The 13399-nt window shown below is 70.1% G+C and carries 18 protein-coding genes; 5 read left to right on the top strand and 13 right to left on the bottom strand.

Annotated features, from left to right (window positions below):
• Positions 1-99 precede the first annotated feature (99 nt).
• From NDW01_RS34705 to NDW01_RS34740, 8 genes are all read right to left on the bottom strand, one after another.
• A complete protein-coding gene (locus NDW01_RS34705) occupies positions 100-675 on the bottom strand; it encodes an SDR family NAD(P)-dependent oxidoreductase (protein ID WP_252828588.1) in 576 nt (191 codons plus the stop codon).
• An 86-nt stretch (positions 676-761) separates the two neighbouring features.
• Positions 762-1757, bottom strand: a complete 996-nt coding sequence (locus NDW01_RS34710; protein WP_308211844.1) for an RNA polymerase subunit sigma-70 — start codon at positions 1755-1757, stop codon at positions 762-764.
• Between the two features lie 14 nt (positions 1758-1771).
• On the bottom strand, positions 1772-2512 hold the full coding sequence (locus NDW01_RS34715; RefSeq protein WP_252828592.1) for an SDR family oxidoreductase: 741 nt from the start codon (positions 2510-2512) through the stop codon (positions 1772-1774).
• Between the two features lie 272 nt (positions 2513-2784).
• Positions 2785-2970 carry a hypothetical protein gene (locus tag NDW01_RS34720; protein ID WP_252828594.1) on the bottom strand — a complete coding sequence of 62 codons (186 nt, stop codon included), beginning with the start codon at positions 2968-2970 and terminating at the stop codon, positions 2785-2787.
• 46 nt (positions 2971-3016) lie between these two features.
• A complete protein-coding gene (locus NDW01_RS34725) occupies positions 3017-3265 on the bottom strand; it encodes a hypothetical protein (RefSeq protein ID WP_252828595.1) in 249 nt (82 codons plus the stop codon).
• Between the two features lie 109 nt (positions 3266-3374).
• Positions 3375-3647, bottom strand: coding sequence for a mycothiol transferase (locus NDW01_RS34730; protein WP_308211845.1), 273 nt, complete (start codon positions 3645-3647; stop codon positions 3375-3377).
• Positions 3648-3654: 7 nt separating this feature from the next.
• On the bottom strand, positions 3655-4392 hold the full coding sequence (locus NDW01_RS34735; protein WP_252828596.1) for a VOC family protein: 738 nt from the start codon (positions 4390-4392) through the stop codon (positions 3655-3657).
• A 187-nt stretch (positions 4393-4579) separates the two neighbouring features.
• Complete coding sequence (locus NDW01_RS34740) at positions 4580-5263, bottom strand: LysR substrate-binding domain-containing protein (RefSeq protein ID WP_252828597.1); 684 nt, start codon at positions 5261-5263, stop codon at positions 4580-4582.
• A 55-nt stretch (positions 5264-5318) separates the two neighbouring features.
• On the opposite strand from NDW01_RS34740, the gene NDW01_RS34745 reads away from it, so the two are divergent.
• Complete coding sequence (locus NDW01_RS34745; RefSeq protein ID WP_252828598.1) at positions 5319-5702, top strand: DUF5997 family protein; 384 nt, start codon at positions 5319-5321, stop codon at positions 5700-5702.
• A gap of 78 nt (positions 5703-5780) precedes the next feature.
• On the opposite strand, the gene NDW01_RS34750 is transcribed toward NDW01_RS34745, so the two are convergent.
• From NDW01_RS34750 to NDW01_RS34760, 3 genes are read right to left on the bottom strand one after another with little or no spacing between them, the layout of a single operon-like run.
• Positions 5781-6926, bottom strand: a complete 1146-nt coding sequence (locus tag NDW01_RS34750) for an RNA polymerase sigma factor (RefSeq protein ID WP_252828599.1) — start codon at positions 6924-6926, stop codon at positions 5781-5783.
• Positions 6927-6931: 5 nt separating this feature from the next.
• On the bottom strand, positions 6932-7339 hold the full coding sequence (locus tag NDW01_RS34755) for a YciI family protein (RefSeq protein WP_252828666.1): 408 nt from the start codon (positions 7337-7339) through the stop codon (positions 6932-6934).
• 31 nt (positions 7340-7370) lie between these two features.
• Positions 7371-7868: a pyridoxamine 5'-phosphate oxidase family protein gene (locus tag NDW01_RS34760; RefSeq protein WP_252828600.1), complete on the bottom strand. Its 498-nt coding sequence runs from the start codon at positions 7866-7868 to the stop codon at positions 7371-7373.
• A 207-nt stretch (positions 7869-8075) separates the two neighbouring features.
• Between NDW01_RS34760 and NDW01_RS34765 the strand changes: the two genes are divergently transcribed.
• The 4 genes from NDW01_RS34765 (at position 8076) to NDW01_RS34780 (ending at position 11295) form a co-directional block, all read left to right on the top strand.
• The gene (locus NDW01_RS34765; protein WP_252828601.1) at positions 8076-8414 is read left to right on the top strand and encodes an MmcQ/YjbR family DNA-binding protein; all 339 of its coding nucleotides are present in this window, start codon (positions 8076-8078) and stop codon (positions 8412-8414) included.
• A gap of 137 nt (positions 8415-8551) precedes the next feature.
• Positions 8552-9535, top strand: coding sequence for an aldo/keto reductase (locus NDW01_RS34770; RefSeq protein WP_252828602.1), 984 nt, complete (start codon positions 8552-8554; stop codon positions 9533-9535).
• Positions 9536-9613: 78 nt separating this feature from the next.
• On the top strand, positions 9614-10078 hold the full coding sequence (locus NDW01_RS34775) for a MarR family winged helix-turn-helix transcriptional regulator (RefSeq protein WP_252828603.1): 465 nt from the start codon (positions 9614-9616) through the stop codon (positions 10076-10078).
• Complete coding sequence (locus NDW01_RS34780) at positions 10075-11295, top strand: epoxide hydrolase family protein (RefSeq protein ID WP_252828604.1); 1221 nt, start codon at positions 10075-10077, stop codon at positions 11293-11295. Before NDW01_RS34775 ends, NDW01_RS34780 begins: the two co-directional genes overlap by 4 nt.
• A 293-nt stretch (positions 11296-11588) precedes the next feature.
• Here NDW01_RS34780 and NDW01_RS34785 read toward each other — a convergent pair whose 3' ends face one another.
• Positions 11589-12461 (bottom strand): dioxygenase family protein, encoded by an 873-nt coding sequence (locus tag NDW01_RS34785; RefSeq protein ID WP_252828605.1) that lies wholly within the window; start codon positions 12459-12461, stop codon positions 11589-11591.
• A 62-nt stretch (positions 12462-12523) separates the two neighbouring features.
• Complete coding sequence (locus tag NDW01_RS34790; protein WP_252828606.1) at positions 12524-13399, bottom strand: dioxygenase family protein; 876 nt, start codon at positions 13397-13399, stop codon at positions 12524-12526.

Below are 13399 nucleotides of genomic sequence, written 5' to 3' on the forward strand. Positions count from 1 at the left end.
AACGCTGGATCACCCGCTGGAAAGCAGCCCTGAACGCCTTCGAGATCACCTTCGAAGGCCGCCTGGCCGCCGCCCGCAACTAGACCCCGCAAGATCGAGTTACACCGTTAACTGGACAGACCCTCGGGAGTCGGCGTCCCGGCTCATGTCAGTGTCGACGGGGCCGGTGAGGACGGCGTGAACACTAACGCCGTGCTCGGTCAGAAGTGCGCGTAGCGACTGTGTCAGGTTGAACAGGGCCGCTTTGGAAGCCGAGTACGCCGGAATGACCGGGAAGGGGGCGAAGGCGTTCACCGACAGGTTGTTCACGACCGCCCCTCCGGAACGGATCAGCAAGGGCAAGAACGCCTGAGTCACGTCGTAGGTGCCGAAGAGGTTGACGGCGAGGTGCTGTTCGATCACGCGACGGTCGCTCAGGTCGTCGTAAAGCGCGATGCCGGCGTTGTTGATGAGGACGTCGAGGGACTCGACCGCGTCCACTGCCCGCCGAATCTGTTCCCTGTCCGTCACGCCGAGAGCCAGCGGCGTGACGCGCCCGTCCGGATGTTCCACCGGAGCGCGCGTACCGAGGTACACCCGGCTCGCGTCTCTTCTGAGGGCCTCTTCGACCAGCGCCCGTCCGATACCGCGGTTGCCTCCGGTGATGAGAACTGCCTTGCCAGCGATGACGACCATGATGACGATGCCCTTTCTTCTGGATCGAACGCGCGCACCAGCCTTACGCGGAAGGCTCCCGGCCTACACCCGCGTGGGCGCCCGCTTCAGGTCGTGAGCTCGCGTGTGACCTCGAAGGTCGGTACGAGGTTCGGGTCGATGAATGCGGTGATGCGGCTGACCTGTGCCCCGATCAGGGTCAGGACCTGAATGCCGTACGGCTGATATCGGCCGTCGTCCGTGCGTTCGTGGATGATGACGGCGAGCTGGCCGTTGGCATGGGTGGGGACCATCCGCCACAGCCCGCTGCGCAGGACCCGGCCCCTGAGGAAGCCGACCACCGCCGGTCGACCGGTGAACCAGGTCGGGATCGGCGGCATCTCCAACTCGACGTCGGCACGCAACAGTTTCACCAGCGCATCCGGATCCGCTCGGGTGAAGGCGTCGACATAGGCGTCGAGGAGGCCGCGTCGGGTGTCCTCGTCGGGCTCGGCGAGATCGTCCTGGACCGGTCCGGCCTGGGCGAGACGAGCCCGGGCCCGGCGGAGCGCGCTGTCGACGGCGGCGCTCGTCGTGTCGAGCATCTCGGCGACCTCGTCCGTACGGAACGCCAGCACGTCGCGCAATGTCAGCACGGCGCGCTGCCGAGCGGGGAGGAGCTGGAGCGCGGCGATGAAGGCGAGCCGTACGCCGGCCCTGCCGGCCACGATCACCGCCGGGTCGGCGATACCGAGCAACGTGTCCGGCGCCGGCTGAAGCCACGGCACCGACGGCTCACTCCGGGCCAGGGCCACCCTGTGGTCGTCCGATGGCGGGCCCAGTCCTGACGGGAGCGGGCGGCGGGCGCGCCTCTCGAGGGCCGTCAGGCAGGCCATGGTCGCGATCTTGTAGAGCCACCGCCGTATGGACGAGCGACCCTCGAATCGGCCGAAACCGCGCCACGCGCGCAGATAGGTCTCCTGCACGAGGTCCTCGGCATCGTGGATCGAGCCCAGGATCCGGTAGCAGTGCGCGAGCAGCTCGGGCCGGAAGGTCGCGGTCAGGGTGGTGAATTCGGTATCCGACGACATCGCAGGTTCTTCCCGGGTCGTGGTGTGGTCCACTGTCGGCGGCCGGCTCAGCCGACGGGGCGCAGCCCGGCACCGGTGATCAGGTAAGCCGGACCCGCGGCGGCATCGCCGGCAAGGTCCACGACGGCCACGGCGACCTGCTCCGGGGTGAGAACCGGCTGCAGGCCACGGGTGAATGCGGCCTGGTCGACGCCCTGGCGCACGGCGTAATCCGCGACCGCCTCCGCGCCGAGGCCGGTGGTCGGCGTGAGCTGTGGAAGCAACGCGACGAAGCGGACTCCCAGCCCGGACCTGGTGGACTCTTCGCGCGCGTAATCACTGATGTGACGCACGGCCGCCTTGGCGCCGGCATACCCGCCGCTGAGCGGGGAGCCTGCCACGACCGCGCCGCTGGACATCGTGACGACCGCGCTGCCCGGCGCCAACGGCCCGCGCAGCGCCGCACGGGTCCAGGCGAACGCGTGCCGGGTGTCGGCGTGCCAGTTACGACTGAAGGTCTCCCAGGTGTGCTCGTGCAGGGGGGCCAGGTGCGGCTTGACGCCCGCGTTGAGGACGAGGAGGTCGGGACGGTGATCGCGGATCACTTCCCGGGCGAGCGCCTCGTCGGTGGCGTCGGCGACGACGGGAGTGAAGCCCGCACCGAGTCCCTCGCGTACGGCGTCCAGTTCCCGTCGGTCACGGGCGATGCCGATGACGGGAGTGCCCGCGGTGACGAGCGCGGCGGCGATCGCACGCCCGAAGCCACGGCCGGCACCGGTCACGACGGCCATCTGGAAGGAATCGGACATCAGACGCTCCGAGGGTGGTGAACGAGTCGAGTCGATATCTAGACCAGCCGCCGGAAGGGAATCCGTCGTCGCCGCCCGGGTCCGAGGCGTGACGTGAGTCACAGAAGGTGGGCCGGCTGGGGCGCCGATGACGCCGGGCGGCGGGATCCGTACACGGCCGCTCCACCCGTACCGGCCAGAACTACCGGCCTACCGCCGCCGCATGGACGCCGATGTCCGCGCCGTCGGGGAGGATGACGACTCGACGGATTCGACGCGGATGCCGCGACCCTTCATCCGGCCCTGGGAAGGCTCATCACCGGGAAGCCGGAACTGAGCGAATCATCGGGGACGGCCGTGCCGTTGATTTCCACGGTCGGCGTCCAAGGCGCCCATTCCTGGAAATCGCCCTGACCATCGGCGTCCAGCCGCGGCAGGGTACCGGTTTTGTCGGTGGTGCAAGGAATCATCGGCAGCATGTGCAAGGACGACCGGTCCGCAGTGAAATGCCCGAGCTGTCACACATCACTCGTGCTCGCCGCCGCCGGGAACGGCCCCTCGCCGGTACTGGCCCATCGGGATCCGCCGTACCCTCCGCCGGTGCATGAAGTGCTGGCCCAGTACGCGGGCCGGGCCGTCGATCCGGCAGCCGCCCGCAGCGGTGCCGCCCAGGTTCGCGCCCGCTTGACCGCAGCCCGCAGCGCGGCGGCCGAGCGCCGCGCCCGACAGGCGGAAGCCCGGCGTGCCGGTCCCGAGGTCCGAGGCGTCCCCCATCGCGCGGCGTGACGATGCCGCGCTGAGAGCGGCGCCACCGCTGCCGGGCCCGGCGGCCGCCACAGCCGGTTGAGTCCCCGAGCCGCACGCCGACCCCGAGATGGTGGCGTCAGCGCCCGGTCGCGCCGTCGATCAGTTCGCGGAGGATGTCGGCGTGGCCCGCGTGACGGCCGGTCTCCTCGATCATGTGGGTGAGCGCCCAGCGGATGCTGGGCGCGAGGCGTTCCGACCGCGGTCGAGGAACCGGTGCCTCGAGATCGGCGCACCCGTCGAGCACGTCGTTCGCGCGTTCGACCGTCTCTCGGTAGCGGGCCGACGAAGCGCTCCTTGCCCGCACCAAGGAGAGCCGGACCGGCGACCAGAACGAGGCCGACCCGGCCACCGCGAGATCAGCGGGGGCTGAGGAGGCAGAACTCGTTGCCTTCGGGATCGACGAGGACCGTCCAGTGGAGGTCGGACTGATCGATGCCCGGGTCGGTGGCGCCCAGGGTGCGCAGGCGGGATTCCTCTGCCGCCGGGTCGTCGCCGGGGTAGGGGCAGATGTCGAGGTGGACGCGGTTCCACACGGTCTTGGGGCCGGGGGTGCGGATGAACTCCAGGTAGGGGCCGACGGCCGTGGCGGAGCGCATGACCGCGTGGTCGTCGGTGACCTCGTGCACGGTCCAGTCCATCGCCTCGCCCCAGAAGCGGGCCATGGCGCGCGGGTCGGTGCAGTCGACGACCACGGCGGCGATCGGGCCGGTGTCCTGGTAGAGGGGCCGGGGGTCCAGGACGCAGAACTCGTTGCCCTCCGGGTCGGCCATGACCGTCCAGGGGACATCGCCCTGGCCCACGTCGGCGGTGGTCGCGCCGAGCTCCTTGAGACGTGCGACCAGTTCCACCTGGTGGGCGGCCGAGGTGGTGGCCAGGTCGACATGCACGCGGTTCTTGACCGTCTTGGGCTCCGGGCGGGTGATGAGGTCGATACAGACGGCGGCGGGGTCGGGGTAGGCGAAGCCGACGGGTACGAGGCTGGTGCAGAAGGGGTCCTCGCTGTCGACGGCCCAGCCGAGCGCCTCCGCCCAGAACCGGCCGAGCGCGGAGGCGTCGTGGGCCTTCATATTGATCTGCACCAGTCTGGTCGCCATACCGAAGATCGTAAGGGCTGCCGTCACCCGCGTCAGCGCGGCATTCTCCCGGGGCGTGGACCGTGTCCGACCCCGGAGCGGACGGGCACCCTCACCGGAGGGCGTCACCAGGTCGTGGCCGCCGTAGGCCACCCGAACCCGGCTTCGAGACAGGCCCGGGGCGACGTCGGTGAGCATGCCCCCTTTTTCAGGTTCGGCGGCGCGTCCGGCGGCGAGGCTTGGGAGTGGAGTGCTTCTGCGGGGGCTTCTTACGGGCGGGTTGTTGCTGGGGGGTGCGGCCACGGGTGCTGTTGGGGGTGCGGCCGCGGACGATGCCGATCAGGTCCTCCATGAGGTCGGTCGTCTCGGCCTCGAGCCAGGCCAGGCCGATCTGGGACCGGGGGGCGTCGGTCACGGTGCGGTAGGTGAGGTCTTTGCGGTGGTGGAGGCGGGCCAGAGACTGAGGGAGCAGGAGGACTCCGGCCCCCGACGCCACCAGCTCGATCGCCTCCGCCGTGCTCTCGGGACGGGTGAAGGCGGGCTGCCCGGGGCGGTCGGCCCAGGACAAGACCTCGTCGAGCGGCTCGAACACATCCTCGTCGGCGAGGTCGGCGAGCTCCACCTCCTCGACCGCGGCCACCACGTGATCCTTCGGCACCACCACCACGGTCGTCTCCACGTACAGCGGGATCACGTGGAGGGCCTCGCGGTCGACGGGCAGGCGCACGAACACCGCGTCCACGCCGCCGTCCCGCAGCAGAGGGAGAGCCTCGGCGCCCGCCATCTGGATCAGCCGAAGCGGCACGTCCCGCACTCGCTCGGCCCACAGCCCGGCCCATTTCCCGGGCGTCACCCCCGGCGCGTAGGCCACCCGGAACTCACCCTTGGTCACGCGCTCAGCCTAGCCGCGTCCAGAGGGCTCCCTCCCGCTGGCTACGCTTGATCTCATGAGCACGTCCAAGGCGAAGACCCCGCAGACCATGAAGCCGGCGACCGCGGCCAAGAAGCTGGGGATCCTGCTGTCGGCAGCGCCCGCCGAATTCCAGGAGGGCGTCATCTCCCGGGACGAGCTGAACGCGCTCCAGGCCGACCCGCCCGCTTGGCTCGCCGAGCTGCGCCGCGTGGGCCCCCACCCCCGCCAGGTCGTCGCCGCCAGGCTCCGCGTCTCCGCCTCGGGCCTGGCCCGGGCCGGCATCACGGGCCCCCTCACCACCGCCGAGATCGAAGCCTTGAAGGCCGAAAACCCCGACTGGCTGGAGCGCGAGCAGGCCATCCGAACCAAGGTCCGCCAAGAGGAGCTCCGCCTCAAGCAGCAGCGCGCCAAGGCCTGACCCACAGGGACTCTCGGCTGAACGCCCCGACCAGAGCGAACGACGGGCGAACAGTGGCGCCCCAATGCCTCGCCATGCTCACGTCTGGAGCAGTTGCCGCACCCGGGCGGCCTCGCGGGTGAGGTGGTCGCGCTCTTGAACGCTGGTCGCCGCGCGGGATGCCTCGGCGTACAGCGCGGCGGCCCGCTCAAGGTCACCGGTGCGTTCGAGCAGGTAGGCCCGTACCGCGGCGTAACGGGGCAGGTCGGGACTCACCTCCGCCAGTGCCGCCAGGCCTGCCCGCGGTCCGTCGGCCTCGCCGACCGCCACCGCGCGGTTGAGCCGTACGACCGGGCTGCCGGTGAGGAGCAGCAACTCGTCGTACCACTCCACGATCTGCACCCAGTCGGTCTCGGAGGTGCTCGGGGCGTCCGCGTGCAGGGCGGCGATCGCGGCCTGCGCCTGGTATTCGCCCAGCCGGTCCTGGGCCAGCGCCGCCTGCAGGATGGCCACTCCCTCGGCGATCAGGTGCGTGTCCCAGCGCGATCGGTCCTGCTCGGCGAGCGGTACCAGGCGGCCTCCAGGGCCGGTGCGAGACGCGCGGCGCGCGTGGTGCAGCAGCATGAGCGCGAGCAGCCCTGCGACCTCGGGCTCGCCGGTCAGGGCGAAGAGCCGGCGGCAGAGGCGGATCGCCTCTGCCGCCGGATCGACGTCTCCGCCATGCCCCTCGTTGAACACGAGGTAGAGCACGCGCAGCACGGTCACCACGTTCCCGGGCCGGTTGAACCTCACGGACGAGACCGTCCGCTTGGCCCTGCTGATGCGCTGGGCCATGGTCGCCTCCGGCACGAGGTAGGCCCGCGCGATCTGGCGCGTGGTCAGGCCGCCGACCGCGCGCAGCGTGAGCGCGACGGCCGAGGCCGGTGTCAGGGACGGGTGCGCGCACAGGAAGTACAGCTGGAGCGTGTCATCCACCGCCTCCCCAGGACCTGGCACGGGCTCGGCCTCGACGCGTACCTCGCGGTGCCGTCGGGAGGTGTCGGCGCGCGCGGCGTCGAGGAACTTGCGCCAGGCCACGGTGATCAGCCACCCCTTGGGGTCGCCCGGCAGGTCGTCCGGCCACACGCGTACGGCCTCGACCAGGGCGTCCTGCACGGCGTCCTCAGCCGACGCGAAGTCGGCTCCGCGACGGACGAGGACGCCGATCACCGTGGGGGTGAGGGTCCGCAGGAGGGACTCGTCCACGGGCGTCAGTCCGTGATGGTCGGGAGCTCGCACATGAACGGGCGCACCTCCAGCCACTCGTGGATCGGCTTCCCGCCCGCGCCCGGAGCCGCCGACAGCTCGCCTGCCAGCTCGAGCGCCCGCTCATAGCCGTCGACATCGATCACCAGCCAGCCGGCGATCAGGTCCTTGGTCTCCGCGAAGGGGCCGTCGGTGACCGGCGGCCGCCCCTCGCCGTCGTAGCGGACGAACGTGCCCTCCGGGGAGAGCGACTGGGTGTCGACGAACTCGCCGGTGCTCTCCAGCCGGGCGATGAAGTCCCGCATGTACTGCACGTGGGCCGAGACCTCCTCCGGCGTCCACTGGTCCATCGGCACGTCGGTGACCGGTGCGGGGCCGCCTCGGTAGTGCTTGAGCAGCAGGTACTTGGCCATCATGTTCTCCTCGGTACGGTCGGGACCGTGTTCAGGCGCGCTCACGCTCGGCCCGCTGCCGGACCAGCTCCTCGACCGCGCTCGGCAGGGTCGTCTCGAAGTCGATCAGCTTCGCCCACGTCGGGGTCACCACGATCCGGACCATGCCGTCGTAGAGCGAGCGGACCTCGGCCTCCCACTCGACCCGCTGCTCGGGCGTCATCGCGTACGAGCCGTTGATCTGGAGGTACTCGTCCGGGATGCCGTCGACGACGTCCAGCTCGGCCCGGCCGCGGATCAGCAGGATCTTGGGCGGGTGCACCTCGGTGTCGATCGTCAGGGCGACCATCGGATTCTCGCGCAGAGCCGGGAGCTTGGGGGCATTCTTCGTGGTGCACATGACGATCTGCGAACCGTTCCAGGTGAACGCGATCGGAACGTTACGGGGCGTGCCGTCCTTGGCGACGTACGCCAGCCGGGTCACGTCCCGTGCCAACAGCTCTCGGCTGATCGGCCGGTCCAGAATCTCGGTGATCTCATTCGCTCGCATGGCCGTCCCTCTGAAGTCGTCGTCGTGGTCCGCCCCGGGGACGGAGCCGTCGGAGCGTTCTCGACATCCGCCGGCCCCCGACTTCGCAGATTTCTTCCGGCCGCCACCGCCATGGCGGGCGCCAGGTCCCCCCGACTCGCCCCCGTTCGCGGTACCCGGCCCGATAGCCTGCCCATGTGCAGAAGACGGTGATCGGAAGCGGCCACGATGGCTGACGACGATGACGTCCGCCGGTTGGCGCTCGCGCTGCCTGACGTGGTCGAGATCGACAGCGACGGCTTCGATTTCCGGGTCGCGGGCAAAGGGTTCGTCTGGTCCTACCCCGAGCGCAGACCGGGGAAGCCGCGTGTCATCCGGACCGACATCGCCGTACTGTACGTCGGCGACGAGGCGGAGAAGCAGGCGTTGCTGCTCGGCGAGCCGGAACGCTTCTTCACCACGCCCGCCTACGACGGGATGCCTCTGGTCATGCTGTGGCTGGAAAAGGTGGACCTCGACCGTCTGGAAGAACTCGTCACCGACGCCTGGCGCATGCGGGCCACGTAGGCGGCGAAGCCGGCGGGCGTGCCACCGACATCGCCGGCTCGGCCCCTCGCCAGGCCGAAAACCGGTTGGATACGCGGGTCCGGCGCCGCGACACTCGGTGCGTCGCACGTGGACGCCGTACGGAGGAGACCGACCGGATGAGGACGACACGGCTGGGGCGCAGCACGGTGGAGGTCACGGAGCTGGGCTTCGGCGGCGGCCCCCTGGGCGGCCTGTTCGCACCACTGGACGACGACACCGCCACCAGCACGCTCGAGGCGGCCTGGAGTTGCGGCATCCGCTACTTCGACACCTCGCCGCACTACGGCATCGGACACTCGGAGCGCCGAACCGGTGAGTTCCTCCGGGGCATGCCCCGAGGCGGCTTCACCCTCTCGACCAAGGTCGGACGGCTCCTCGTGGAGCAGGAGCCGGCCGGACGCCGGGACGAGTCGTTCCACGTGCCGGCCACGCACCGCCGGGTGTGGGACTTCTCCCGCGACGGCGTCCTGCGCAGTGTCGAGGACTCCCTGACCCGCATGGGCGTGGACCGCATCGACCTGCTGCTCCTCCATGACGCGGAGGAGCACTTCGAGGACGCGCTGCGCGACGGGTACCCGGCGCTGGCGGAGCTGCGCGCCCAGGGCGTGGTGGGCGCCATCGGGGCGGGCATGTACCACCCCGGCATGCTGACCAGACTGGTCGAGGAGACCGATGTCGATGCGGTGATGCTCTCCGGCCGCTACACGCTGCTGGACCACAGCGCGATCGAGGACCTGCTGCCGGCGTGCACCGCACGCGGCGTGTCGGTGCTGGCCGCCTCGATCTTCAACTCCGGCCTGCTCGCCACACCTCGCCCCGCCGAGGGAGCGTCCTTCGACTATGCCCCTGCCTCGCCGGAGATCCTGCGGCGGGCACGTCGGATCGCGGCCGTGTGCGAGGCGCACGGCGTGCCCCTCCCCCAGGCTGCGATGGCGTTCCCCCTGCTGCATCCGGCGGTCGCCGGCATCGTGGTCGGCATGCGCTCACCGGACGAGGTACGGGACAACGTCGCCGCGTACCGGGCGGAGGTCCCGGATCAGATGTGGGCCGATCTGGTCGCGGCGGGCCTTCTCGACGAGCGGGCGCACGTGCGGGCCTGAACGGCACGTTGGCCCATCGAGCGGGGGCGACTCCGTATCCATTAGAAACTTAAATAAGTTACTGATACGGTTCTCCGCATGCCAGGAGAGCGGACGCCCGAGTTGGATCCGGACGAGATGGCGGCGGTGGTCGAGGAGTTCAACGGCTTCTACATCCGGCTGCCGTCGATCCAGCGGCTCAGCTTCACCACGTTGTCGGTGCTGCACACGCTGGCCCGGCGGAGTCCGCTGCGGCTCGGCGAGCTCACCGCGACCGAGCAGGTCACCCAGTCGGCCATCACGCAGATGGTGACCCGGCTCGAGAACGACGGGCTGGTCGAGCGGCGGCCCGACCCCCGTGACGGCCGGGCCGTGCTCATTCACCTCACTCCCGCGGGTGCCGCGGTCGTCGCGGCTCGCCGCGCCGACCGCGTCGCACGGCTCGCGCCGGTCCTCGATCGGCTCTCGGCCGAAGAACGCTCGGCGATCGCCGCCGCGCTGCCCGCCCTGCGCCGCATCGCCGAGCTCGGCGAGTCCCAGAACGAACAGCGAGGACGAGCATGACCGCCTTTCCCCTGACACCGACGCCGATCCGCGTGCCCGACGACGTCCTCACCGACCTGCGGCGGCGGCTCGCCTTCACCCGCTGGCCGGTCGACGCGGGCAACGACGACTCCTACTACGGCGTGCGCCGCACCTACCTGCAGGAGCTCGTCGAGTACTGGCGCGACGAGTACGACTGGCGCAAGGCCGAGGCGGCGATCAACGCGTACGAGCACTACCGCGTCGAGGTGAACGGCGTGCCGGTGCACTTCATGCGCCGCCCCGGCGTCGGGCCGAACCCGACCCCGCTGATCCTCACGCACGGCTGGCCCTGGACGTTCTGGCACTGGTCCAAGGTCGTCGACCCCCTCGCCGACCCCGGGGCCTACGGGGGCGACCCGGCCGAGGCGTTCGACGTGATCGTGCCCTCGTTCCCCGGGTTCGGGTTCTCCGCACCGCTGCCGGACCACCCGGACATGAACTACTGGAAGGTCGCCGACCTCTGGCACACCCTGATGACCGAGACGCTCGGCCACGAGCGGTACGCCGCCGCCGGCTGCGACGTCGGGGCGCTCGTCACCGGTCAGCTCGGGCACAAGTACGCCGACGAGCTGTACGCCATCCACATCGGCTCCGGCCTGAAGCTCGATCTGTTCAACGGCGACCGGGCCTGGGACTTCAGCGGCGGCCGGCCCATCCCCGACGACATGCCCGCCGACGCGCGCGCCCGGCTGGTGACGATCGAGAAGCGGTTCGCTGTCCACCTCGCCGCGCACATGCTCGACTCGAGCACTCTTTCGTACGGGCTGTCGGACTCCCCCGCCGGGATGCTCGCCTGGATCCTCCAGCGTTGGACGAGCTGGAGCGACGATGGCGGCGACATCGAGACGGTCTTCTCAAAGGACGACCTGCTCACCCATGCCATGATCTTTTGGGCGAACAACGCGATCGGCACCTCGATTCGCACCTACGCCAACAACAACCGCTACCCGTGGACGCCGTCGCACGACCGCCGGCCGGTCGTGGAGGCCCCCACCGGCATCACCTTCGTCGGGTACGAGAACCCGCCGGGCGTGACCACCGAGCAGCGGATCCGCCACTTCCTCGACAGCGACCGGGCCGACTGGTACAACCACGTCAACCTCACCGTCCACGACCGCGGCGGCCACTTCATCCCATGGGAGATCCCCGGAGAGTGGGTCGAGGACCTGCGCCGCACCTTCCGCGGCCGCCGCTGACGGGCGCCCCACCGGGCGGCGAGAGGAGCATGGACGCGGAGATCAAGACGGTGGCGTAGGTCCAGCAGGGCCGCAGCGAGAAGTCATCCACGCCCAGCACCCGCGGCGTCGTCACGGTCGGCAGCGGGATCTCCCCGGCGGCACACCGGCAAGGAGCTGGGCGCTCTCGGTAGCGCCGAGAGCGCCCAGTCTCTGTTTCAGGGCGGTTTGGCGGCGGTGGTCGCTCCGGGTGGTCGACATCGCCGCGTTGCTCGATGAGATCGAGTACAACGACGTGTGGCCGCCGGCTCGGATCAAGCGACTTGGAAGGACCGCTTGGACAGCCCGAACCGGTAGCCCTCGATCGTCGTCCGTACGGGTGCTGCGGCGTCGGTCGCGACCCCGAGGGTGACGAACATCGGCGTGTAATGCTCGACGGTGGGATGCGCATAGTGCACTGCGGGGGCGAGACTGCGGTAGCCGGCCAAGGTGTCGACGTCACCACGGGCGAGGGCGTCGGCCGCCCAGGCGTCGAAGTCGGCGGACCAGGGCGGCACGATGTTGTGCACGAACTGGTCCCGGGTGAGGAAGGGAACCCCGTGCGTCATGTAACCCGACCCGATCACGAGCACGCCTTCCTCGCGCAGGGGCCGCAGCCGACGGCCGATGTTCATCAGCCGTGCGGGGGCGTGGGTGGGCAAGGACATCTGTAGGACTGGTACGTCGCCGTAGGGGTACATGGTCTTCAGCGGGACCCACGCGCCGTGGTCCAGGCCGCGGACGGCGTGTTGGTGGACCGGTTCACTGTCCGGCATTGAGGCCATGACGCGGGCGGCCAGTGCGCCGGCGTCCGGCGTTTCGTAGGTCATCCGGAAGTACCGCTGGGCGAAGCCCCCGAAGTCGTAGACCAACGGCGTGCGCGGACCCGACGCCGACAGGCCGAGCGGCGCCGATTCCCAGTGCGCGCTGACGATCAGGATCGCTGTCGGCTTGGGCAGTGCCTGGGACCAGCCGAACAACTCGCTCATCCACAACGCGTCCTCGAACAGCGCTGGGGAGCCATGGCTGAGGTAGAGCGCGGGCATTGGGCCATCGGCCGGCGTCCAGCGACGCTGACCGCGACTGGCGGGAGCCTGCTCTTCCATGAACCGGTCGTAGACGGCCGCGGGATCGGAAGCAGCTTTCATGTTCGCCTTCTTCATCGCAGGTCCTCGTCTCTCTCCGTCTGCGTGTGCCGACTCTGAACCGTTCACCGCGCAGTGAGCGCGGCGCCTTCGGCGGTGGGGCGCAGGACGAAGTCGTAGGTGAGGGTGCGGTAGGGCCGGTCGAGGCCGCGAGCAAGATGGTCGTCGTGACGGGTGGTCGCCTTGACCGCATCGGCGGGGACGGGGCCTTCGACGGTGCTGTCGACCAGTGGGTCGCCGTCAAAGTAGATCTGGGTGGTCAGTGGCAGGCATCCGTCCGCGGAGACGATGGAGTGGATGTGCAGGGGGCGCAGGCCTTCAAGCCGCAACGCCTGGGTCAGCGCGGCCAGCGGGCTGTCCATGGCCAGGCCGAAGGTTTCGGTGCCGGGCATCACCGTGCGGAACTCGTAGCGGCCGGCGGCGTCGGCGATGATCCTGGCGCGGAGGTTGTCGGCGGGGATGCCGGTGGAGTCGTTGGGGATGTTCAGCGGCTCGAAGTCGCTGCTGTCCATGCCGGAATAGACGTCGTCGGCGTCGATCTGCCAGATCTCGAGGGCCGCTCCGGGCAGCGGGTCGCCTGTGGTGGTGCGCACAGTCCCGGACACGATGAGGGGTTCGCCAGGTTCGTCGGAGCGCATGGGCAGCACAGCGGGGCTGTGCAGGACAGGAGCGCCGGGGCGGTGGGCGGGGCCCTCCATCTCCCAGTGGCTCGCGCCGTCCTTCTCCGGGTGGGCGTAAGTCGCGCCCGCGGTTGCTTTCAGGACGGTCTTGTAGAAGAAGATGCTCGCGGACGGCAGTTCGCCGGCGTCGGCGACCCGCTGCAGCCATTCGATGGCGGCGAGCAGTTCCTCGAGGGTTACCTGGTGCTTCAGAATGACGTCGTCTATGGCACGGCGCAGATCGGCGAACACGACCTGCAGCCGGGTTTGGGCCTGGCTCAT

This window comes from Actinoallomurus soli (assembly GCF_024055715.1).
GTDB classification, from domain to species: domain Bacteria; phylum Actinomycetota; class Actinomycetes; order Streptosporangiales; family Streptosporangiaceae; genus Actinoallomurus; species Actinoallomurus soli.

Excerpts from the sequence above, each read along its gene's own strand:
- NDW01_RS34705 (WP_252828588.1), bottom strand. The coding sequence starts at position 675 with ATGGTCGTCATCGCTGGCAAGGCAGTTCTCATCACCGGAGGCAACCGC.
- NDW01_RS34715 (WP_252828592.1), bottom strand. The coding sequence starts at position 2,512 with ATGTCCGATTCCTTCCAGATGGCCGTCGTGACCGGTGCCGGCCGTGGC.
- NDW01_RS34720 (WP_252828594.1), bottom strand. The coding sequence starts at position 2,970 with ATGCTGCCGATGATTCCTTGCACCACCGACAAAACCGGTACCCTGCCG.
- NDW01_RS34725 (WP_252828595.1), bottom strand. The coding sequence starts at position 3,265 with ATGGGGGACGCCTCGGACCTCGGGACCGGCACGCCGGGCTTCCGCCTG.
- NDW01_RS34735 (WP_252828596.1), bottom strand. The coding sequence starts at position 4,392 with ATGGCGACCAGACTGGTGCAGATCAATATGAAGGCCCACGACGCCTCC.
- NDW01_RS34745 (WP_252828598.1), top strand. The coding sequence starts at position 5,319 with ATGAGCACGTCCAAGGCGAAGACCCCGCAGACCATGAAGCCGGCGACC.
- NDW01_RS34755 (WP_252828666.1), bottom strand. The coding sequence starts at position 7,339 with ATGGCCAAGTACCTGCTGCTCAAGCACTACCGAGGCGGCCCCGCACCG.
- NDW01_RS34760 (WP_252828600.1), bottom strand. The coding sequence starts at position 7,868 with ATGCGAGCGAATGAGATCACCGAGATTCTGGACCGGCCGATCAGCCGA.
- NDW01_RS34765 (WP_252828601.1), top strand. The coding sequence starts at position 8,076 with ATGGCTGACGACGATGACGTCCGCCGGTTGGCGCTCGCGCTGCCTGAC.
- NDW01_RS34770 (WP_252828602.1), top strand. The coding sequence starts at position 8,552 with ATGAGGACGACACGGCTGGGGCGCAGCACGGTGGAGGTCACGGAGCTG.
- NDW01_RS34775 (WP_252828603.1), top strand. The coding sequence starts at position 9,614 with ATGCCAGGAGAGCGGACGCCCGAGTTGGATCCGGACGAGATGGCGGCG.
- NDW01_RS34780 (WP_252828604.1), top strand. The coding sequence starts at position 10,075 with ATGACCGCCTTTCCCCTGACACCGACGCCGATCCGCGTGCCCGACGAC.
- NDW01_RS34785 (WP_252828605.1), bottom strand. The coding sequence starts at position 12,461 with ATGAAAGCTGCTTCCGATCCCGCGGCCGTCTACGACCGGTTCATGGAA.
- NDW01_RS34790 (WP_252828606.1), bottom strand. The coding sequence starts at position 13,399 with ATGAGCCAGGCCCAAACCCGGCTGCAGGTCGTGTTCGCCGATCTGCGC.